This is a genomic window from Roseibium sp. MB-4, assembly GCF_053005265.1.
Genome location: NZ_JBRKQB010000002.1, coordinates 211696 through 231937 on the forward strand (window position 1 = coordinate 211696; position 20242 = coordinate 231937).

General features: G+C 56.5%; 23 protein-coding genes. 14 read left to right on the forward strand and 9 right to left on the reverse strand.

Annotated features, from left to right (window positions below):
* Positions 1-15 precede the first annotated feature (15 nt).
* From ACVDG4_RS12070 to ACVDG4_RS12085, 4 genes are all read left to right on the forward strand, one after another.
* Positions 16-942 carry a DUF6384 family protein gene (locus ACVDG4_RS12070; RefSeq protein ID WP_447235256.1) on the forward strand — a complete coding sequence of 309 codons (927 nt, stop codon included), beginning with the start codon at positions 16-18 and terminating at the stop codon, positions 940-942.
* A 37-nt stretch (positions 943-979) separates the two neighbouring features.
* Positions 980-2461 (forward strand): coiled-coil domain-containing protein, encoded by a 1482-nt coding sequence (locus tag ACVDG4_RS12075; RefSeq protein ID WP_447235257.1) that lies wholly within the window; start codon positions 980-982, stop codon positions 2459-2461.
* Between the two features lie 121 nt (positions 2462-2582).
* Positions 2583-3077 (forward strand): hypothetical protein, encoded by a 495-nt coding sequence (locus ACVDG4_RS12080; protein WP_447235258.1) that lies wholly within the window; start codon positions 2583-2585, stop codon positions 3075-3077.
* A 144-nt stretch (positions 3078-3221) separates the two neighbouring features.
* Positions 3222-3959: an SDR family NAD(P)-dependent oxidoreductase gene (locus ACVDG4_RS12085; RefSeq protein ID WP_447235259.1), complete on the forward strand. Its 738-nt coding sequence runs from the start codon at positions 3222-3224 to the stop codon at positions 3957-3959.
* A gap of 47 nt (positions 3960-4006) precedes the next feature.
* Here the strand turns inward: ACVDG4_RS12085 and ACVDG4_RS12090 are convergent, their stop codons facing one another.
* On the reverse strand, positions 4007-4435 hold the full coding sequence (locus ACVDG4_RS12090) for a VOC family protein (RefSeq protein ID WP_447235260.1): 429 nt from the start codon (positions 4433-4435) through the stop codon (positions 4007-4009).
* 119 nt (positions 4436-4554) lie between these two features.
* On the opposite strand from ACVDG4_RS12090, the gene ACVDG4_RS12095 reads away from it, so the two are divergent.
* The 5 genes from ACVDG4_RS12095 (at position 4555) to ACVDG4_RS12115 (ending at position 8300) form a co-directional block, all read left to right on the forward strand.
* Positions 4555-5151 carry a TetR/AcrR family transcriptional regulator gene (locus tag ACVDG4_RS12095; protein WP_306150129.1) on the forward strand — a complete coding sequence of 199 codons (597 nt, stop codon included), beginning with the start codon at positions 4555-4557 and terminating at the stop codon, positions 5149-5151.
* A 105-nt stretch (positions 5152-5256) separates the two neighbouring features.
* A complete protein-coding gene (locus ACVDG4_RS12100; RefSeq protein ID WP_447235261.1) occupies positions 5257-6042 on the forward strand; it encodes a TSUP family transporter in 786 nt (261 codons plus the stop codon).
* A gap of 84 nt (positions 6043-6126) precedes the next feature.
* Entirely contained in the window at positions 6127-6738 is a 612-nt protein-coding gene (locus tag ACVDG4_RS12105; RefSeq protein WP_447235262.1) for a CDP-alcohol phosphatidyltransferase family protein, read from the forward strand.
* Entirely contained in the window at positions 6735-7661 is a 927-nt protein-coding gene (locus tag ACVDG4_RS12110) for a phosphatidate cytidylyltransferase (RefSeq protein ID WP_447235263.1), read from the forward strand. Before ACVDG4_RS12105 ends, ACVDG4_RS12110 begins: the two co-directional genes overlap by 4 nt.
* Before the next feature lie 9 nt (positions 7662-7670).
* On the forward strand, positions 7671-8300 hold the full coding sequence (locus ACVDG4_RS12115; RefSeq protein WP_447235264.1) for a lysophospholipid acyltransferase family protein: 630 nt from the start codon (positions 7671-7673) through the stop codon (positions 8298-8300).
* Between the two features lie 12 nt (positions 8301-8312).
* On the opposite strand, the gene ACVDG4_RS12120 is transcribed toward ACVDG4_RS12115, so the two are convergent.
* The 8 genes from ACVDG4_RS12120 to flgB form a co-directional block, all read right to left on the reverse strand.
* Positions 8313-8651, reverse strand: coding sequence for a cupin domain-containing protein (locus ACVDG4_RS12120; RefSeq protein ID WP_447235265.1), 339 nt, complete (start codon positions 8649-8651; stop codon positions 8313-8315).
* Positions 8652-8705: 54 nt separating this feature from the next.
* Complete coding sequence (cckA, locus tag ACVDG4_RS12125) at positions 8706-11255, reverse strand: cell cycle histidine kinase CckA (RefSeq protein WP_447235266.1); 2550 nt, start codon at positions 11253-11255, stop codon at positions 8706-8708.
* Between the two features lie 151 nt (positions 11256-11406).
* A complete protein-coding gene (flhB, locus tag ACVDG4_RS12130) occupies positions 11407-12486 on the reverse strand; it encodes a flagellar biosynthesis protein FlhB (protein ID WP_133946588.1) in 1080 nt (359 codons plus the stop codon).
* Between the two features lie 9 nt (positions 12487-12495).
* Positions 12496-13269, reverse strand: coding sequence for a flagellar biosynthetic protein FliR (gene fliR, locus ACVDG4_RS12135; RefSeq protein WP_209178591.1), 774 nt, complete (start codon positions 13267-13269; stop codon positions 12496-12498).
* A 10-nt stretch (positions 13270-13279) separates the two neighbouring features.
* Positions 13280-13552: a flagellar biosynthesis protein FliQ gene (gene fliQ / locus ACVDG4_RS12140; protein WP_133946584.1), complete on the reverse strand. Its 273-nt coding sequence runs from the start codon at positions 13550-13552 to the stop codon at positions 13280-13282.
* 47 nt (positions 13553-13599) lie between these two features.
* Positions 13600-13914: a flagellar hook-basal body complex protein FliE gene (fliE, locus tag ACVDG4_RS12145; RefSeq protein ID WP_133946581.1), complete on the reverse strand. Its 315-nt coding sequence runs from the start codon at positions 13912-13914 to the stop codon at positions 13600-13602.
* Positions 13915-13961: 47 nt separating this feature from the next.
* The gene (gene flgC / locus ACVDG4_RS12150) at positions 13962-14372 is read right to left on the reverse strand and encodes a flagellar basal body rod protein FlgC (protein ID WP_008193086.1); all 411 of its coding nucleotides are present in this window, start codon (positions 14370-14372) and stop codon (positions 13962-13964) included.
* 32 nt (positions 14373-14404) lie between these two features.
* The gene (gene flgB / locus ACVDG4_RS12155) at positions 14405-14809 is read right to left on the reverse strand and encodes a flagellar basal body rod protein FlgB (protein ID WP_133946579.1); all 405 of its coding nucleotides are present in this window, start codon (positions 14807-14809) and stop codon (positions 14405-14407) included.
* Between the two features lie 420 nt (positions 14810-15229).
* Between flgB and ACVDG4_RS12160 the strand changes: the two genes are divergently transcribed.
* The 5 genes from ACVDG4_RS12160 (at position 15230) to ACVDG4_RS12180 (ending at position 20196) form a co-directional block, all read left to right on the forward strand.
* Positions 15230-16804, forward strand: coding sequence for a hypothetical protein (locus ACVDG4_RS12160; RefSeq protein ID WP_447235267.1), 1575 nt, complete (start codon positions 15230-15232; stop codon positions 16802-16804).
* Entirely contained in the window at positions 16801-17568 is a 768-nt protein-coding gene (fliP, locus tag ACVDG4_RS12165) for a flagellar type III secretion system pore protein FliP (RefSeq protein WP_133946575.1), read from the forward strand. The genes ACVDG4_RS12160 and fliP overlap by 4 nt, the downstream gene beginning before the upstream one ends.
* A 239-nt stretch (positions 17569-17807) precedes the next feature.
* The gene (locus ACVDG4_RS12170) at positions 17808-18905 is read left to right on the forward strand and encodes a DUF2336 domain-containing protein (RefSeq protein WP_447235268.1); all 1098 of its coding nucleotides are present in this window, start codon (positions 17808-17810) and stop codon (positions 18903-18905) included.
* A 311-nt stretch (positions 18906-19216) separates the two neighbouring features.
* Entirely contained in the window at positions 19217-19690 is a 474-nt protein-coding gene (locus tag ACVDG4_RS12175) for a DUF2750 domain-containing protein (protein ID WP_447235269.1), read from the forward strand.
* 95 nt (positions 19691-19785) lie between these two features.
* Positions 19786-20196 (forward strand): Imm26 family immunity protein, encoded by a 411-nt coding sequence (locus ACVDG4_RS12180; protein ID WP_447235903.1) that lies wholly within the window; start codon positions 19786-19788, stop codon positions 20194-20196.
* Positions 20197-20242 lie beyond the last annotated feature (46 nt).

Below are 20242 nucleotides of genomic sequence, written 5' to 3' on the forward strand. Positions count from 1 at the left end.
GGAAGACCCAAGTCCATGGCTGCACAGCCCGACACGCCGCTCGATGATCTGATGATGGCGATGGACGTGGTGGACACGCTCCGCCACGAAGAAGGCCAGGTCGCGCGCGAACTGAAAGCCGACGAACGCGATGCCGCCATGGTGGAGCGGCTGCGCAAGGTCTATGCCGCGCAAGGTATCGATGTCCCCGACCATATTCTGAAAGCCGGTGTTGAAGACCTCAAGCGGGACCGGTTCGTCTACAGTCCGCCGGCCGCTGGCTTTCAGCGCACGCTGGCCATGGTCTACATCACCCGCTCGATCTGGTCCAAGTGGCTTGCCGGACTGGCCGTTGTCCTGATTGTCGCGACGACGGCATGGTACATGCTGGTGACGCTGCCGGCACAGCGGTCCGAAGCTGCCCTTGCTGAGCGGCTTGAAAACATGCCGCAAACCTATTCCGAACTGTTTCAACGCATCGATGACCTGACCGGAAACACCGATATCGAGGCCGATGCCCAGCGCCTTGTGGACGATGGAACCATCGCGCTTGCAGACGGCAAGACCGATGCGGCCTTCAAGGCGGAGGCTGACCTCAGGAATTTGGCCAGCCGCCTTGCCGAAGTCTTTGACGTTCAGATCATTTCAAGGGAAGGCGTACCAACCGGCATTACCCGGATCCCTGACGCCAATCAGGATGCGGAAAATCACTATATCGTGGTTGAAGCGGTCGATCCGGACGGCAACATCTTGGAGCGCGACATCGTCTCGGAAGAAAACGGCCAGACGGTTCGGGTCAACAAGTGGGCACAGCGGGTATCGGATACCATCTACACTGCAGTCCGGCGCGACAAGGTCGATGACGGCATCGTCCAAAAAGGAACCTTGGGCCAAAAGCAGCGCGGTGAGCTGGACATCACCTGGCGCAGCGGCGTCCAAAACGGAGCGATCACCGAATGGTAAGACTGCTTTGCCAATTTCCTGACATGCGGAACAGACAATGCTGACAGGCCGGCAGACCCTTGGAACCATTGAACAGGCGCTCAGCGATCTCCGCCGCGAAGAGGCAGAGCTCAGCCAACGGATCGAACGCGCGACCCGCGGGCTGACCGACCTGCAGGAGCGGCAGACCGAAGCCTATAGGGACCTTGCCCGCTTTCATCTGGACAATGATGCGGCCGGCGCTCTCAACACCCGCCTGGACAGCGCCGCGCGGGAAGCCCGGCGGCTTTTGGAAAAACGCACGGCAGACTACAAGGTCCTGAGCGACCAACTGCGGCAGTGCGAGAGCGAACGCAGCACGCTTCATGCCCGCCGCCAGCAGCTGGATGCGGATCGGGATACCGCTGAAAACCAAATGGACGACCTTCTGGAGGCGGTCGACACGCGTCTGGAGGGCGATGACGCATTTCAACGCCAGAAGTCTGCCGTCGAGCGCGCTGAGGAGACGGCAGCTGCGGCAGCCGCAAAGGCGGAAACGTCTGAGGCTGACCGGCTCGAAAAAGGGAAAGCCTACGAGGCTGATCCGCTGTTTCTCTACCTCTGGGACCGGGGCTTTGCGACACCCTCTTATGACAAACGCGGTTTGACCCGATCTATGGACCGTTGGGTTGCCGGGTTGATCGGGTATAATGACGCCAGAGCCAACTACGCGATGCTTACCGGGATCCCCGAGCGCATGGCAAAACATGCCGCACGCTGCGCCGAGATCGCAGACCAGGAACAGGCGAAACTGGCAGAGCTCAGCCGCAACGCCATGACTGATGCCGCAGGCACGGATCTTGTCGGAAGCATTGAAACGCTGAGCGGCGAGATTGACGGCATCGATGGCGAGCTGGATCAACTGGACCGGCGGATCGAGACCCTCGCCAGCGCCCTGGCAGAGTTCGCCAGCGGTGAAGACAACGATTTCCAGAAGGCGGAAGAACACCTCGCGTCTTCGCTGCAGATGGATGCCCTCAATGATCTGTGGCGGGCGGCCATCGAAACGCCGTCTCCGGAAGACGAAAAAATTGTCCAACGCATTGAAGACTTCAAGGACCGCATTGAGCAGGTCGCCCGGGAGGTCCGTCAGGACCGGGAACTGCAGCGCGATATCGGCCGCCGCCGGGCCGAGCTCGCAGATGTCGTCAAACGGTTCCGCTCCAACGGGTATGGCAGCTGGGAAACAACGTTTTCAGATGATCGGCTGACAACTGTCCTCTTGGGCGAACTCGTAAAGGGCGCGATTTCCGGCGCTGAGTATTGGGATAGGGCACAACGGTCCCACAAGCGCCGCCGTCCCAAAGGCCGCCGGGTGGCATTTCCAAAAGGCAAAGGCCTTCCCCGCTCCATGGGCGGCTTCGGCGGCATTCCAGGTCCCGGCGGGTTCGGCGGGCCGGGAGCCGGTATGCCGGGCGGCAATGACGGGTTTGGTGGCGGCGGCTTGAAGACCGGCGGCGGATTCGGCGGCGGTGGCTTCAAGACCGGAGATACGTTCTAGGGTCATATTTGTGACACTGGTGCAGAAACCGGCCCTTACGATACGGCAGCTTCCTTGCACTGGCGAAAAACCTGTTTTAGACCGAACCGATCGAGACATTCATACAAGCTCAGGCGATCTCATGCGGCATCTCATTCTTGCAGGCCTTTGTGCACTCACACTTGCAGCGTGCCAGTCCAGCAACACCGAACAAGCGTCCCTTGGAAACCAGCCGCAGCTGACCGTGCCGCAGGGCGCGCAAAGCGTTAAAGTCGCCGCCGACCCGATGACCGTTCGCTCAGCGCTGGTTTCCAGCGCCCAGGAACGCGGCACCATTGTGATCCAGGACGAGCCGAATATGGTCGTCATGGAGCGCCAGCTCACCGGCGAGAACCCGGCACTGGACAGCCAGTTTGGACCCTCAGACAACGGAAACCGGGTTATCCGCATCCGGCTTCGCTTCACAGGCACCCCGTGTGAGACGCTCGTTGTTCAGGATCTTGCCGTGATCAACAACGTCCGCACGGCGCTGGAACAGAGCTTCGTTCTGCCGGGCAATCCGAACACCATGCAAAGCCTGCAAGGCCTGAAGAGCCGTGCCGAACAGAGCAGTTCCTGCCCGCCGGTCGCGTCTTAACCACATCAATTTGACGCCGTGTTTTCCCACGCCTATTCGCGCACCTTCAAAATATAAAAAGTATTTTCTTGTTTAATGCTGCTGCATACCTACCTGTCGCCTGGAATTGATGGTTGCAGTGACAGGCGAAGGAGCAGAAGAAACATGGGCACGCTAGATGGCAAGACAGTGGTTATCACCGGTGCGGGCCGATCAACCGGCCGGGCACTCGCTGCAGCCTTGGCGGACCGTGGCGCAGATGTTCATCTGTCCGCACGGGACAAGTCACAGGCCGAAGAAACGTGCCGCTTTATCAAAGATGTCACCGGCTCATCTGCCGCTGCCTACAGCTGCGACATCGCCGATCCGGACAGCATCTGTCAGTTTGTCTTGGCTCTGAAGACAGCGAGGCCCAAGATAGACATCCTGATCAACAGTGCGGCCATGTGGCTGTCCGGATCTTTTGAAGCGACAGACGACGATCATTTGATCGCCGCCGTAAATTCTACGGTGACCGGAACAATCCTCCTGACCAAACACTGCCTTGCGCTGTTGGAAATGTCAGAAGAGCCTGACATCCTGACCATTGTTTCAAAGTCGGGTTTGGCATTGGATGGCCAATCGGAACCCAATGCTGCCTACCATGCCACCAAGAGCGCCCAGACCGCCTTCATGAATCGGCTGCGCCAAACACATCCCCATATTCGGGTGATGTCCGTCTTTCCGCCCGATTTTAAAAGCGATCTGGAATATAAGAGCCCAGCCTGGTTCGAACGGCCCTCCCCAGGCACAGGCAAAACAATGACCGCCCGGCATGTCGTAGAAGCGATCCTGTTCGCACTGGAACAAGACCGCATCTGTTCGGTGGAATCGCTCGTCCTCGGCAATTCCGCCTCAGGTTGAACCAACCCTTATGGGATGCCGTTCGGGCGGGCTACCAAACTTAGGGTTCAGGCAGGCACGGCCTCTGGCGCGAATTGTTTCAGGAACTCCGGGCTCGGAGGGATTGGCTTGATCACATCGATCATGACGCCGTTCGGGTCTTCGGTGATGAAATGCCGCTGACCGAAGGGTTCGTCCTTCAGCGCCTGCAGGATGGGCAATCCGGCGTCCTTGGCGCCTTCATAGATCTGATCGACATCCTCCACCTCGAAGTTCAACAGCATCGCCCCCGTGCCCTGCCCCCGGCGAATTTCCGGGATGGTTTCATGGTCCTGATCGAGAATGGCGAGGTTTACGGCTTCATCCTCTACCGACTGCAGATGCACATACCAGTCCGCCTCGAACACAGCCTTGAACCGGAAGTGATCTTGATAAAACCGGGCAGTCTTGGTCACATCCTTGGTCATAAGGACAGGGTAATACTGGGTGCATTTCATCACGTGTCTCCTGCAATCAAAAACGGTCATCAACCCAACTGAGCTGATGGGGCTTTTCAGCCACAACAAATAAACATACAGTATGTATGTGAATTTCAATTAACATACAGGCTGCATGTATGCAAGATGAAAAACCGCGCCGATCCCAGGCCGAGCGCCGTGCTGAAACCCGGAAAGCACTTCTGGACGCTGCCCGCGCACTCATTGTTGAAAAGGGGTATGCGGAAACCGGGACACCGGAGATCGTCAAACGCGCCAACGTGACGCGCGGCGCGCTCTATCATCATTTTGAGGACAAACCGGACCTGATGCGCGCCCTGGTGCAGCAGGAAGCCGAGGCAGTCGCAGCCGAGATTGCTTCTGACACCAACACAAGCCAGTCTCCACTCGATGCCTTCATGGCGGGAGCCAATGCCTACTTTTCCGCGCTGTCAGTGCCTGGACGGGCAAAGATCCTGCTGCTTGAAGGCCCAACGGTGCTCGGCCTGGAAGAAATGGCCGAGATCGACCGGACAACCGGTGGGGCAACCCTGCTTGAAGGATTGCAGCACAGTGCGGCGCATGGGTATTTGAAGAACGTTCCCCTGGAGCCGCTCGCAGAATTGTTGTCCGCTTCTTTTGACCGAGCCGCGCTGGAAATTGCGAATGGCGCAGACCGTTCAGCTTACGAAACAGCAACAAAGACCCTGCTCGCCGGTGTCTTGGCAGCCAAGTGAGCTGGTAATCATAACAAAACGGGACTAAGAGGACCCCACCTTCCCATCGCGTCCGACCAGCCAGATTCTGTCCGTCCGCGCCAGTTTCCAAAGATCGGGTCCAATTTGGCCGAAGTTGCGTTTGATATTCTGCTGCTATTGTTCGTGGCCGCTTTCATTGCCGGGTTTATTGATTCCATTGCAGGCGGTGGCGGATTGATCGCCATCCCTGCCCTCCTCATGGCTGGGCTCCCCCCGCTGGAAACACTCGGAACAGCCAAACTGCAAGCGCTGTTTGGCTCCGGGTCCGCCACCCTTGCCTACTCCCGCCGAGGGCTTGTTGATTACAAAGTCATCCTGCCGATGGCTGGACTTTCAGCGGCTGGCGCGGTCTGTGGAGCACTGGTCGCCACGATCCTGCCGACAGATGTGCTCCAGACGGCCCTGCCCGTCGTTTTGATACTGATTGCTGTCTATTTCGCGCTGAAACCCAATGTCGGCGCGGTCGAACAGGTGCCGCGGATGACCAGTTTTGCCTTCGGCGCGACCCTTGTCCCGGCAATCGGTTTTTACGACGGCATCTTCGGCCCGGGCACTGGATCCTTTTTCATGCTCGCCTTTGTCGCCCTGATGGGCGCAGGTCTCTTGAAAGCCACGGCCCATACGAAGGTGCTGAACTTTGCGTCGAACCTTGCCGGATTTCTCGTGTTCATGGTGAGCGGAGCCGTGTTCTGGAAGATCGGTCTGCTGATGGGAGTGGGTCAGTTTCTCGGAGCACAAGCCGGGTCCAAACTCGCCATGAAGAACGGCTCGAAGATCATCCGCCCGCTCCTGGTGTGCTCGTGCATCGCCATGGCCGTCAAACTGCTTCTTGATCCGGCAAATCCGGTCCGCATCATGCTGGCGTTGTGAGTTGGCACTCAATGATCTGAACAGGTTACCGCGCGCCCAACTACCGTTATAGTGTCTCCATCCTTTTCCGAAGCGCTGGTTCTCATGCCCACCATTTATCAGCTCAAATCCCGCTTTCAGGATCTCCTCCGTCCACTCTGTAAAAGGCTTGCCTCTGCTGGTGTGACGGCGAACCAGGTGACACTGTTGGCCCTCGCGCTGTCGGTCGCAGAGGGTTTGGCGCTCTGGGCGTTTCCCGGCGCCTTTTGGCCGCTCATTCTGTTGCCCGTAATCCTGTTCGTCCGGATGGGCCTAAACGCTATTGACGGCATGCTCGCCCGCGAACACGACCAGAAATCGGATCTCGGCGCGATCCTGAATGAACTCGGCGATGTGCTGTCCGATGCGGCTCTTTACCTGCCCTTCGCCGCACTGCCGTTTTTTCCGGGCGAACTGGTTGTCGGATTGGTGGTCCTAGCGATCATCGGCGAGATGACCGGTGTCATCGCCGTCCAGATCGGGGCAAGCCGGCGGTACGACGGACCGTTCGGCAAAAGCGACCGGGCCGCCCTCTTCGGCCTGTGCGGTGTTCTGGTGGCCTTTGGGCTGACCGCGGAACTCTTTTTTGCGATCCTGATGGGTCTCGGCGTTGTTCTATCCGCCGTCACCATTTGGAACCGCGCCAAGAACGCCCTGGTCGAACTGGAGACACAATGACCCTGCACGCCATCCACTGGGCCCTAATCGGCATCTGGGGGCTGCTGATCGCAGCTAGCCTCATCGTTTACATCCTCTCCAAACGCTCGGAGAAAAATCTTTCAGAACTCGTTCAGCGCACCCAAAGCTGGTGGGTGATGGTAGCGATCTTCACCGTCGCCTTTCTCGTCTCCAACACGATTTCGATCATCGTTTTCGCCCTTATAAGTTTTCTAGCGCTGAAAGAGTATTTCTCGATGATCCCAACCCGGCGCGCAGACCGGCGCGTGCTGTTCTGGGCGTATCTGTCGATCCCGGTTCAGTATTTCTGGGTCTATGACAGTTACTACGGGATGTTTGCCGTGTTCATCCCGGTCTACATGTTCCTGTTTTTGCCCTTTGCCAGCTTGCTCTCCCAGCAGACCGAAGGGTTTCTGAAGTCCGTGGGCACGCTCAACTGGGGCCTGATGCTCTGCGTGTTTTCAATCTCCCACGCGGCCTTCCTTTTGATCCTGCCGCCGACCGACGGCAGCTCGGCGGGCGGTGCAGGCTTGCTTTTGTTCCTGGTGTTCCTGACCCAGTTCAATGACGTTGCCCAGTACACCTGGGGCAAAATGTTCGGACGAAAGAAAATCATACCGGGCGTCAGCCCGAACAAAACCTGGGAAGGGTTCCTGGGCGGCGTCGGCACGACCTTTGTGCTCGCCATTGTAACCGCGCCTTTGGTGACGCCCTTCAGCCTTGCACATGCAGCAGCCGCCGGGCTCTTGATCCCCGTGGCCGGATTTATCGGCGATGTCACCGTCTCCGCGCTCAAGCGCGATCTCGGCGTGAAAGATACCGGAAGCCTCATTCCCGGCCATGGCGGCATTCTCGACAGGATCGACAGCCTGACCTTCACCGCCCCGCTGTTTTTCCACTTCACCCGCTATTTTTATTATTAGGCCGGGGTAATGCTGCAGAAGGTCTTTTATATCTTCGTCAAGATCGCGGTGCTGTTTCTGCTCGGGCTGAATGTCAGGCGAAAAGACCTGCTGCCCTCTGAAGGGCCGGCAATCATCGTTGCCAACCACAACAGCCATCTCGACACGATGGTGCTGATGGCCTTGATGCCGCTGTCAAAGCTGAAGAACATCAAACCGGTTGCCGCCGCCGACTATTTCTTTTCCTCGCCCTGGAAGGCTTGGGTTTCCGAACACGTACTCGGCATCATCCCGGTCGAACGCAAAGGCGCGAACCGGACCTCTGATCCGTTGGAAGGCTGTTACCAGGCGTTGGACAAAGGCCAGGTGTTGATCCTGTTTCCGGAGGGCTCCCGAGGCGAACCGGAAGAAATGACCGGCCTGAAAAAGGGCATTTCCTATCTCGCCGAACGCGCGCCCAGCGCCCCTGTCGTTCCAGTGTTCACCCACGGCCTCGGCAAAGCGCTGCCAAAGGGTTCGTTCCTCCTGGTACCGTTTTTCTGCGATATTTTTGTCGGTAAACCAATCACTTGGGCGGGTGACCGGACTCAGTTCATGAACACCCTGCAAGACCGGTTTAACGACCTCTCGTCGGAAAAAACCTTTGCGCCTTGGGAGTAGAAGTGCTGCGGTTCACTCCCCCCGCAAGGGATACCGGTAGGGCTCTTCAAAGACATCAATCACCTTGGTTCCGGCCTTGATAACAGCGCCATGCTCGACATTTACCGGAATATCATAAATCGCGCCGGGCCCTATGGTCCGGGTCTCCCCGCCGATGGTGAACTCGATCTCGCCGGACAGCACAGTCCCCCACTGCGCCAGATGAGAATGCGGCGGCAGGACCATGTCCTTCTTGAAATCAAAGAAAACAACCAATCCCCGGTCCGACTGGACTGCGTAAGAAGAGACAACGTCCTCAGGAAACGGCACATCCAAAGCGGGGAAAGACTTGATGAAATCAGGCAGTTCCACGGGCTACTCCTTTATCTGCACAGGGCATACCTAGCGTAGATCCCTCGGCCATGACTAGCCGTCCAGCACATCCTTCACGGTTGTTGCGAGCTGTTTGAGGGTAAACGGCTTGGGCAAGAAAAAGAACTTCTCGTTGGCCGGCAGGTTTTCCTCAAACGCATCTTCCGCATAACCGGACACGAAGATGATCTTCAGATCCGGACGGGTCTTGCGCAACTCGACCAGCAGTGACGGGCCGTCCATTTCCGGCATGACCACGTCGGACACCACGAGATCGACATCGCCGCCCGTTTCTTCCATGACCTCGAGCGCTTCCATGCCCGTGCCGGCCTCGTGGACCGTGTAGCCACGGGAGGCAAGCGCGCGCGCAGCAAAGGCCCTTACCGCCTCTTCGTCCTCTACGAGAAGGATCGAAGCAGACCCGGTCAGATCCGCAACCTTTTCCTTCTCAGGCTCCTTCGCTTCTTGCTTCGGCTCATCGACAACGGCCGGGATGTAGCGCGGCAAGAACAGGCGGAAGGTTGTGCCTTCATCAATTTCCGAGGTGCAGAAGATGAAGCCGCCGGTCTGTTTGACGATCCCGTAGACGGTCGAGAGCCCGAGCCCCGTGCCTTTGCCGACTTCTTTGGTGGAAAAGAACGGATCGAAGATCTTCTCCATTACATCGGGCGGAATGCCGTGGCCTGTGTCTTCCACCTCGACCAGCATGTATTCACCCGGCGGCATGCCGCGGGTGTTTTCAAAATGGGTCGATTCAGATTCAGAGACATTGCGCGTGGAAATCGTCAGGCGACCGCCGTCCGGCATCGCGTCCCCGGCATTTACGGCCAGGTTGACGATCACCTGCTCCAGCTGGTTGAGGTCGGCCATGACCGGCCACAGATCCCGCCCATGAATAACCTTCAGGTCGACCTTCTCGCCAAGCAACCTGTCCAGCAGGATCGACAGATCAGCCAAAACGTCATTCAGTTCAAGCTGCTGCGGACGCAAGGTCTGGCGGCGCGAGAATGCCAGCAGCTGCCGCACAAGTCCGGCGGCACGATTGGCGTTCTGCTTGATGTTCATGATGTCCTGGAAGGACGGATCGGTTGGACGGTGGCTTGCCAAAAGTAGGTCGGAAAAACCGATGATCGCGGTCAGAACGTTGTTGAAGTCGTGCGCAACACCGCCGGCCAGCTGGCCGATGGCCTGCATCTTTTGGCTTTGAGCAAACTGAGCCTCAAGGGCACGTTGCTGGGTCGTTTCCAGCGCATAGACAATGGCGGCCTCGCCATCGCCCTCGCCTTCCTGAACCGCGGAGACGTAAAAAGTTGCAGAACGCGGGTCATTGCCTTCGACAAGCGGAATATCGATCGGCGCGATTTCGCTGATCCCGTTCGCCGCCGCGCTCAAAGCCTTGCGGAGGTCTTCCTGACCGTTATCGGCGACATAAGCTTCAAGTTTCGGCGCCTGATCATCGGTGTCAACAGCACCAAACAACTTGAGGAACGGCGCGTTTGTGCGCAGCACGCGGCCTTCCTTGTCGAGGGAGGCGATGGCAATCGGCGTATTGTTGAAGAAGCGGGCGAAACGTACTTCCGCCGCGCGCAGCGCTTCTGAGGCTTCTTCACCCCGTGACCGGTTCAAAACTAGCGTCCGGCTGTCGCCTTGGGTGCCATTTTCGCCGAATGGAACCCTATGCAACAAGCGAACAGGAAGCCCGAGGCCGTTGCGGGTGACAAAATCCAGATCGAAGGTCTCGCTCTTGACCTCACCGGCCTGCCCCTTGACTGAGCGGATCAGCTCAGTGCCATCACCTCGCACAATATCGGAGAGCCCGAGATCCCCAGCGTCAAACTGCGCCAGGTCATAGCCGAGCCAATCGGCGAGGGTCGCGTTGAGGTATACGATCCGTCCCTGAGCGTCTGACGACAGGAACCCTGCCGGGGCATGATCAAGGAAATTGATGACGCGCTGAAGTTCCTGGAAGGAATTCTCCTGCTCAGCGCGATCCCGGGTGATGTCGGACAACTGCCAGACCGCCATGACCTTGCCGGACGCGTTGCCAGACACTTGGAGCGGCCGCACAGAGACGCGATACCAGCGCGCTTTTCCTTCCGCCCGGCCAAGCGGGAACGGCATACGGATTTCTTCCTGCGCTTTGCGGCCATCGCGCATCGCCTGAGACAAACGGAAGATGGCGTCGGTCGCGTCTGGATCGGAGGAAAACACGCGTTCAACAACGCGGATGTCGGCAGCCGTTTCCGCGCCAGTTAGCTCAGCGTAAGCTTTGTTGGCGTAGACCAGACGTCCATCGATGTCGGTTATGAGCGCACCGTCTTCAAGCGTATCGACAAATGCAGAGGCCAGCGGATTGGCTTCACCAGGCCTTGCGGAAAGGCGCAGAAACCCAATAGCACCGGCAAAAAGGCAGAAAACGCCGACAACAGCGAGTATTCCGAGCAAAGCGAGAATGAACGGCTGTGCAACGGCCCGGTCCATGACCGCAAAGGCAGCCGCGGCCCCGGCAAGCACAAGCGCAAGCCCGATCAACAACCCTATGTTTCCGGATCGCTCCGGCCGATTGATCATCGGCCCGCCTGGCGCTCCGTCAAGGTCACTCATACAATCCGTCTCCTCGGCCCGATTCGCTTAGTTTAGGCCGAATTTCAGCATTCTGTTGTTGGCCGGTAATTTCAACAGAGCAAGCGCTCAGTCCTGTTGAAATTCACCCGTTAATCCGCATTCCCTGCGATATCGTTACTTTTTACCGTAATCAATTGGCCCGCCAGGCGGCCCGTTTGCGCATTCTGAAGACGAATCCGATGACCTCTGCAACGGCTTTGAAGTGTTCTTCCGGCACTTCCTGTTCGATCTCAACGCTGGCATAAAGCGCGCGGGCGAGCGGTGGATTCTCGATGACAGGGACCTCGTGTTCCTTGGCCACGTCCCGGATCCGCAAGGCCAGTGCATCCGTTCCCTTGGCTACACAGAGCGGCGCGCCCATCCCCTCTTCATACTGAAGGGCGACGGCATAGTGCGTCGGGTTGGTGACAACGACCGTTGCTGCCGGCACCGCAGACATCATGCGTTTGCGGGAGCGCTCCATGCGCAATTGCCGGATCTTGCCTTTGACGTGGGGGTCACCTTCTGTCTGCTTGAATTCTTCCTTGACCTCTTTGAGGCTCATCTTCTGTTTGTTGAACCACTTGTTCTTTTGGTAGACGAAATCCGCAGCGGCAACGACTGTCATCACGGCAAGGATTGCGGCCAGAACCTGAAGGATCAAAATGCGGGCTTCTTCAAGGATGATCATCTCATCCGCGAAGATCATGATTTCAGCTTCGTCCCGGTGCGGCCACAACACGGCCACCATGACCGCGCCAACGACCAGGATCTTCACCATCCCCTTGGCGAAATTGACCAGGCTTTCGGAGGAAAACAGTCGCTTGAAGCCAGAAAGCGGAGAGACCTTGGAGAGTTTGGGCTTGATGGTCTCAGCAGTCAGCAATGGCTGATGCTGGATCAAATTGCCGAACACCGCCATGATCACCAGGGCTAGCAAAGGCAAACCCACGATCAGCGCTACGGATTGTCCGGTGTCCCGCCAAAGGGCTTTGAGCGCATAGCCATCAACCGGGATCTGGTGAGCGTGCTCTATGTAGCCCTTTAGCAAGTTTCCAAGCGACGCAGCCGCCCCCGGCGCCATGATGGCAATCATCAGGGTCGCGCCAGCAAGCGTGAACCAGGTGCTGACTTCCTGAGATTTCGGAACATCCCCTTTGTCATGCGCGTCTTTGAGACGTTTCTGCGTGGGGTCCTCAGTCTTTTCTGAGTCGTCGGTTTCGTCAGCCATAACGCACCGCTACCCCGCTATAAACTTGCCCAGAGCCTGCTGGACGTGTTCAAGATAGAACATCATCAGCGTGCTTATGAGCACCATGAGAAGGAAGAACCCGATCGCAATGTTCACAGGCATGGCGATGAAGAAGATCTGCATCTGCGGCATCAGCTTGTTTAACAAACCAAGGCCGAAATAAAAGACCAGACCAACGACAAGAAACGGTGCGCTCATCCGCACCGCGATCGAGAACACCATCGCCACTGTCTCGGCGAAATTCTCGGAAAAATCTCCAACCGGTGGCATGCTGCCAGGTGGGAATAACGTAAAACTGTCGTGAAGGGCAGCGATCACCAGATAATGCGTGTCTGTGGTGAAGATCAGCGTTATGCCGACTAGGGCAAGAAAGTTTCCAAAAAGCGCGCCTTGCTGTCCTTCATTGGAGATGTCAGTGCCAAGCGCGAAGGCAAGACCGGATTGGTTTGCCATGATCACGCCGGCAATCTGCACGGCAGACGTCACCAATTTTGCGCAAAGCCCGATGGCAACCCCGATGATGATTTCGCTGATCAAGAGGACACCGAGCTGTGCCGGGTTCGATACCAGATCCGCTGGGTAGAGCTGGGAGCCGACCGGGTAGAGCACCAAGGTCAGTGCCAAAGCGATGGTTAGGCGAAACCTGGTTGGGATCGAGCTTTCTCCAAGAGCTGGAAGCAGCATGATCATCGTGCCAAGACGCGCAAACATTAGCATGAACGCGGCCGCAACGTCTGGCAGGAAATCAAGCTCGATCGTCATCCCTCAGGCCTCAAACCGGACCAGTGGCGAGGATCATCTCGGCGATTTCACCCATAAAGCCTTCCAGAACCTGGCTCATGAACGGAAGGGAAAGCAAAAGCGTCACAAAGATCGCGAGGATCTTTGGCACGAAGACAAGTGTCATTTCCTGGATTTGGGTCAAGGCTTGAAACAGCGCGATGATCACACCGACGAGCAGACCGATCACCATGGTCGGCCCGGCAATCAGGATCATCGCCCACACAGCAGACCGGGCCAGATCAAGCACTTCAGGACCGGTCATCACACCACCTCCGCGCTACAGCGCCTTCAAACAAAACCAAGACCAGATCAGATCGGCATCCGCATGATTTCTTCATAGGCCGAAATCACACGGTCGCGGACCGCAACCATAGTTTCCAGTGTGACCTCAGCTTCGGCAACGGCGGTCACTACATCTACAACATCGGCCTTGCCTTCAATCAAGCCGACGGCCTTGGCATCCGCCACCCGGCCCTGGTCAACGACATTTTCGACCGCGCTCTGCACCATTTGCCCAAAGTCAACCTGCTCACGAACAGGTGTCGGATCTTCAATCGCTTTTGCCTGCTGCTGAAGCTGGGCCGCCATCTGGTAGGCATTGTTTGCAATGGACATTGTCGACATGGGTTACTTCCTTAATCCGGTTGCTTCAGGCGATGGCGCAAGTGCCCTCAGGCCCGCAGGATATCGATCGTCCGCTGCAGCATTTTGCGCGTGGTTTCGATGACGTTGAGGTTGGCTTCATAGGAGCGTTGAGCTTCCCGCATGTCGGCCGATTCAACCAGTGTGCTGACATTCGGCTGCAGCACATAGCCGTTTTCATCCGCCGCCGGATGCCCGGGCATATGGGTCGACTTGAAAGCGGACTTGTCTTCAACAATCCGTCCGAGCTCCACCTTGTCAGCGCCAAGTTGCTTGTCGAATTCGGACTGAAAGGTCGGAATTTTCCGCCGGTACGGCTCTTCGTCCGGGGTCCGGGCGGTCGAATTTGCGTTGGCGATGTTTTCCGCAATCACCCGCATCCGTCCGTTCTGCGCTTTCAGGCCGGAAGCGGAGATGAACAGGGACTTCATCAGATCCATAGGATGTCACTCCTCATTGCATTGCCGTTCTGTTACGCGGTCTTCGAAAGTGCAGTGCGGATCAACCCAAGCCCTTTTGTGTAAAGGGTCGTTGCTGCCTGAAAGTCCATCTGGTTCTGCGTGATTTTCATCATCTGCTCTTCCAGGTTGACCGCATTGCCGCTGGGTGTGATCTCAAAACTGTCGCGGCGCTCGGCCTTGCCACCGATACCCGATCCGATCATTCCGGATATGTGGGCAACGGAGGTGCGTTCCGTTGTCAGGCCGAAAGCCTCACGCCCTATGTGATCATCAAACGAGTAAGCTTTGACATCGCGCGCTTCGAATTCAGGCGTATCCGAGTTCGCAATGTTCTCAGCCAAGACCCCCTGGCGCGTTTGGTGCCATTGCATCTTGGATTTCAGCGCCTGGAACAGAGGCAAGTCCGTAAAAGCCATCCGATTCACTTTCTGTTAACCAACAGGCAAACATTGCCGATGAAATGGTTAACGAGTGGTTAACTATTCTTAACGTAGACAGGTCCGGCGTTAATTTTTCACCAAAGCCCCGCATGTTTTCCGTGCATTTCGCGAATTACCGCGTCCCGACCACAGGCAAATTCTGCCTAGCTCTGTTAACTTTGAGACTAAGAGAGATTCGAGACGGGGCATCAAGCGGCAGAAATTGCCAAGAGCAGCCAGAACAGGTGCGGCACTGATCGAAAACGGCAGGCAATTACAGCCGATTTGAATGAGCACTCCCCAACGCGGTGATGTTCGGAATTACTGGGGATAAACGCCACAAGCCGTCATCAGGAACACATTCAACAGTAAACGCTGTCTCCCGGTTTGGGCGCCAAGGGACGGCACGAGGTAAAGATGTACAACTGGATTCAAAACACATTTCAGGTCGGAGAAAGCGTGGCGCAGGGACTGGCGCTGATCATTTCTCTGGCGGTTGTTCTGGCCCTGTTTGGATTGTTCATATTCATCATCAAACGGCTGATGGGCGGCCGGATCACACAGTCGCGCGGGCGCCAGCCGCGCATCGGACTTATGGACAGTGCCGCGATCGACAATCGCCGCCGGCTTTTGCTGGTGCGCCGGGACAATATCGAGCATCTGATCCTTGTCGGCGGTCCGACAGATGTCGTGGTTGAGCAAAACATCATCCGCAACACGCCGCTCGCTACCGGGCAAACCAGAACCGGCACCCATCAGGCCGCAGCGCAGGCAGGGGGCATCAAGGCACCTCTTGCTCCTGGTCCGGATATTCCTCTGACACCGGAAGACAGCGCGGCTGCAAAGCAACCTCATCAGGCGCCAGATCTGAAAGCACCGGCGCAACCGGCACCATCAACGGCAATGGCCACGGCACCTGTACCGGCACCGGCCACACCGGTAGAGAGCGCGCCCAAAGCGCCGGCTACCTCTGCTCTTCCTCCGCGCCAAGTACCGCAGCCCTCCTCGCCCGCGGCACCCGCGAAGCCACAGACCCTGGCCGGCAGCCCTCGACCCTCCATGGGCTCAATCAGCCAAAACAAAAGCGCTCAGCCGGCAAGTCCTCGCCCCGCTGAACAAACAACAGCACCGAGTTCGGCAAATGCGCAGACGCCGCCGGTCACCGTTGCACCTGCAAGCCCGGTTTCGAATGACAAGGCACCGCCCCTCTCCGCTTCAACGGTCAACGCGGCCAAACCAGAATCGGACAGTTCTGCGCCTGTTTTGTCTGCAACCAAGGATGAAGCCCCAAAACCGGCTTCCCGGCTCAGCAACTCTTTAAGTTCATTGGCGCGGCCGTTCTCTCCAAAGGACCGGCCGTCCTATGGGTCTGCAAAAATATCGCCGCCAGCTTCTGGTCCAGCAGCCCGGGCAAAAACGGCGTTGGTTACACCGGTCGAAACGGACAGCTCACAAAAACGGGTTGAGCCTGTCCTGACCCCCAACACCAACACCACACCCCAATCTCAAGAAACTCTTCAAGGCTCAAACCAACAGGCAGAAAAACCGAAACTCGGTGCGGAAGCAGTACCTGCAGTTGAAAATGCGTCAGATCCGGAAAAGCCGAAAGACAACTCCTCTTCGGCAGAAAAGGCGGATCTAACAAATGTCATGGCCGAGAGCATTGAAAAGGAATTGTTCGACGAGCCCGCCACGACCACAACCGGCACAGAACCACAAAAGGTTGAGGCATCGGCATCAGAGCCAACTGAGGAAAAGCCAGCCGGCATCGTTGTCGAGACCAAAGAAACAGACGAGAAAAAAGACGCACACGACGTGAGCGAGCCGGTCAAGGCGGCCGAAACGGCCGAAAACTCCGGCGAGGAGAAAAAAGAGATCGGTACAGGCAAGCAGGCCCAGACCCCGCAAGACCAAGGCATTGGAGACCGCAATCCGATCGAAGCAGAGATGGCGAAAATTCTGGATGAATTGGGTGGACAGCCGAAACAATGACGGGCCGCATTAGCCGCATCCACTGGCTTAAATATCTGACAGCAAGCCTGGTGTTTGCACTGGGTGCCATTGCACTCACCTTGCCGACGCAGGCGCAGGAAATCTCCGTTGGGTTCGGGGATGACGCGAACCTGACTGAGCGTGCGGTTCAACTCGTGATCCTTTTGACGGTGCTGTCATTGGCGCCGTCCATCCTTGTGATGGTCACGAGCTTTACCCGGATCGTGGTGGTTCTGTCGCTCTTGCGGTCGGCGATCGGCCTGCAGACCGCACCGCCCAACATGGTGATGGTGAGCCTCGCCCTGTTCCTGTCTGCCTTTATCATGATGCCGACGCTTCAAGCGGCCTATGACGCAGGTATCCAACCCCTGATCGATGGCGATATCGAAATCGATCAGGCCTATGAACGGGCATCGGAACCGTTCCGGGACTTTATGTTGTCACAGGTGCGGGAAAAAGATCTGATGCTCTTTCAGGAACTGTCCGGCCGGGACGCTCCTGAAACACCGGAAGATCTCGAGATGGCCGTCCTCATTCCAGCCTTCATGATTTCCGAACTCAGGCGGGCGTTCGAGATCGGTTTCCTGCTTTATCTGCCATTCCTGATCATTGACCTTGTGATTGCCTCCGTCCTCATGTCGATGGGTATGATGATGTTGCCGCCTGTGGTGATCTCTCTGCCCTTCAAGCTGATTTTCTTTGTTCTGGTAGATGGCTGGAACCTTGTGGCAGGATCCCTGGTCAAGAGTTTCGGGGGCGGATAGCGGGTATTGCTGTGCAATGCCCAACCTCCAGATTCGGGCATACGCTCCAATTCTGAGCGATCTTGTTTCACCGGAAATATTGGCGCGCGCTGATGGTCACCAACCATTGGCGCAAAATGCCAAATCGTGGATGAGCCCCTGCACTTTTCTCATGCTGACAAGTAGAGAAAAATTAACACAGTATTTGAAATAATACCGATCATTGCAGAACGCCACTCCAAAAGAAGTTTGGTTTTTAGGTGCTCATAGAACAACTTGAACAACTCGCGCGCATCAAAGAACCTGAAGCACGCTCAAAATTGATCCGGACCCTTGTGGGTGAATATGCGCGTTCGGAAGACCACGACCCTACGGAAAATGAGCGGGAACTCTTTTCCAGGATTGTGCTATCCGTCTTCGATCAGCTGGACCGCAGCGCGCGCTATGAACTGGTTGTCCGTCTCGCCAAAACCAACCGGATCATTCCGGACCTTGCCGACCGTCTTGCCCAAGAAGATTTTGCCCTGTCCGAACCTGTCATCGAATGCTCCCCAGTGATCAGCCAGGACGCCCTAATGGCAATCGCCGTCGACGGCGGAAACGACAAGCGGGCGGTTATGGCGCACCGGGACGATCTTAGCGAAGAGGTCACAGACAAGCTGATTGCCAGAAGTGCCCGGCCAGTGGTGCATGCGCTCCTGGAGAATCTCGACGCCCCCTTCTCCGTCCGTGGCGTGTTGGCGCTTTTGATCTTTGCAAACACGGAAGTTGAAGTGCTTGGTGGACTTGCAAGGCGCGCCCTGCGCGATAGCGAGTTTCTGGAAACCCAGATGCAAATCCTGGAGACCAACTGTCCGATCTTTCCGGCGCCTCTAAAGCGCGCCATTGAGGAAGACACCCTGGAAAAGCTGGCCGCGCAGATCAACAACATCAAACGCGGCGAAGGCGACATCGAGATCGATGGGGTCATTTACTCCCGGCATGAAGCAAGCGTACAGATCGCCAATGGTGAGCTGTCTTTTGATGCAATCCTAAGGACCCTGTTCGAGGAACAAAGGCTGGATGCAGCGATCTGGTTGATCAGCCGCAAGATCAATCTCGCCGACGATGTGGTGTCAGACACGCTGAAGTCAGATGCGGACGGCGCAATCATGCGTTTGATGCTGCAGACAGGCATTCACGAGAAAACTTATCGTGATTTCCTGAAAGCGCGCTGCGAGTGGCTGGACCGAAGCACCCGGAGCATTCCGGAACTGGTCATGCGGTACAAGAAAGAACTCAAGAAGCCTCGGAATGCTGCCGCGGCAGCAGCGGCTGCAGCAGCGTCGACCCTGGGCGCGACCGTCACGGCGCATTAGTTCCCAACATTACCTTTCGCGGAAAACGTTTAGACTTTGTCGTCGCAGCTCAATGCGTCTATATTTGGAACATCACTTGGCGAAAATTAGCTCTATGTGTTAATGCGACCGACGCAAAAAAATATACGTATGCATTCATGTTTTTGCACATACACGCCCTGTAAACTTAGTCGTTCATGAGGATGGGGATTTGATGTTTCTATGTTGCGAACTTCATGATGACAGTCCAGAAAACTATAAGGCTGTCGGGGTTGGTCATCTCCTTGATTGGGACCCATCTTTGTCAGAAGTGTTGGATCTAGAAAACAATCATGAAGCAGAACGAACTGCTTCCAATTCCGAATGGATCCACACAAGTTTACGGCAATCAGACTAATCACAAACTTCCCACATCAGGCCCAATGACGTTATCTCAAAAAACAAAAGCGCTTTTGACGCTCTCAGGGCCAGAACGCTACCGACACTTTATCAAGGCAATTGTTGACCGCGAAGAAGTATGGGCTCTCTTCAGTGATGGATGGGCATTAGCTCGAGATGACGATGGGAAATCCGTTTTCCCGTTTTGGCCAGAGAATGAATTTGCCGCACTTTGTGCGATCGGTGATTGGGAAGGGTACGAACCGGAAGTTATCCCGCTTCAGGACTTCGTGGAACAACTATTGCCCAACCTCCAGGCTGACGATGTCCTTCCTGGAGTGTTCTACACACCATCAAATCAAGGAATTACTCCCACCATCGAAGGTTTGATTTCTGACATAGAGCCTGAACTTGAAAACTACTTGTAGTTCGATGAGTGCAGCCTTTGGAAGACCGCCTATAGGAGCAGCAGAAAATGGCTAAAAGGGTAAAACGCAAAATAGGCGTTATAGTCTCAATTTAGCTGAGCGATGGCCAGTTTTCCTATGGCCGTGTATTAGCCGAACCATTGATCGCGTTTTATGATTTTGTTTCTGAATCTGAAGCAGATGCCGAAACAGTCTTGTCTCAACCTGTGAAATACACCCTACTAGTCATGAACAATGCAGTTACCTCGGGACGCTGGCGTGTGATCGGCCAGGCCGACTTGGACGCGGATTTGCAAAAGCCGGTGCGTTTTTTCAAGCAGGATCCGTTCTCGGGCAAGACTTCTTTGTATGTCGAAGGTAAAGAGCAGCCAGCAGACTTAGAACAATGCATTGGCTTGGAAAGAATGGCCGTCTGGGACGCTGAACATATCGAAGACCGAATTTTGGATGAAATCAATGGCCGGCCAAACAAATGGGTCGAGTCCCTCAAGCTGAAGCTCAATTGAGCTAAACCCAAAAGCTCAAGACGATTGCGGCGCTACATCGCCGAAC

Coding starts and splice junctions, on each gene's coding strand:
- ACVDG4_RS12070 (WP_447235256.1), top strand. CDS start 16: ATGGCTGCACAGCCCGACACGCCGCTCGATGATCTGATGATGGCGATG.
- ACVDG4_RS12075 (WP_447235257.1), top strand. CDS start 980: ATGCTGACAGGCCGGCAGACCCTTGGAACCATTGAACAGGCGCTCAGC.
- ACVDG4_RS12080 (WP_447235258.1), top strand. CDS start 2,583: ATGCGGCATCTCATTCTTGCAGGCCTTTGTGCACTCACACTTGCAGCG.
- ACVDG4_RS12085 (WP_447235259.1), top strand. CDS start 3,222: ATGGGCACGCTAGATGGCAAGACAGTGGTTATCACCGGTGCGGGCCGA.
- ACVDG4_RS12090 (WP_447235260.1), bottom strand. CDS start 4,435: ATGAAATGCACCCAGTATTACCCTGTCCTTATGACCAAGGATGTGACC.
- ACVDG4_RS12095 (WP_306150129.1), top strand. CDS start 4,555: ATGCAAGATGAAAAACCGCGCCGATCCCAGGCCGAGCGCCGTGCTGAA.
- ACVDG4_RS12105 (WP_447235262.1), top strand. CDS start 6,127: ATGCCCACCATTTATCAGCTCAAATCCCGCTTTCAGGATCTCCTCCGT.
- ACVDG4_RS12110 (WP_447235263.1), top strand. CDS start 6,735: ATGACCCTGCACGCCATCCACTGGGCCCTAATCGGCATCTGGGGGCTG.
- ACVDG4_RS12115 (WP_447235264.1), top strand. CDS start 7,671: ATGCTGCAGAAGGTCTTTTATATCTTCGTCAAGATCGCGGTGCTGTTT.
- cckA (WP_447235266.1), bottom strand. CDS start 11,255: ATGAGTGACCTTGACGGAGCGCCAGGCGGGCCGATGATCAATCGGCCG.
- flhB (WP_133946588.1), bottom strand. CDS start 12,486: ATGGCTGACGAAACCGACGACTCAGAAAAGACTGAGGACCCCACGCAG.
- fliR (WP_209178591.1), bottom strand. CDS start 13,269: ATGACGATCGAGCTTGATTTCCTGCCAGACGTTGCGGCCGCGTTCATG.
- fliQ (WP_133946584.1), bottom strand. CDS start 13,552: ATGACCGGTCCTGAAGTGCTTGATCTGGCCCGGTCTGCTGTGTGGGCG.
- fliE (WP_133946581.1), bottom strand. CDS start 13,914: ATGTCGACAATGTCCATTGCAAACAATGCCTACCAGATGGCGGCCCAG.
- flgC (WP_008193086.1), bottom strand. CDS start 14,372: ATGGATCTGATGAAGTCCCTGTTCATCTCCGCTTCCGGCCTGAAAGCG.
- flgB (WP_133946579.1), bottom strand. CDS start 14,809: ATGGCTTTTACGGACTTGCCTCTGTTCCAGGCGCTGAAATCCAAGATG.
- ACVDG4_RS12160 (WP_447235267.1), top strand. CDS start 15,230: ATGTACAACTGGATTCAAAACACATTTCAGGTCGGAGAAAGCGTGGCG.
- fliP (WP_133946575.1), top strand. CDS start 16,801: ATGACGGGCCGCATTAGCCGCATCCACTGGCTTAAATATCTGACAGCA.
- ACVDG4_RS12175 (WP_447235269.1), top strand. CDS start 19,217: ATGAAGCAGAACGAACTGCTTCCAATTCCGAATGGATCCACACAAGTT.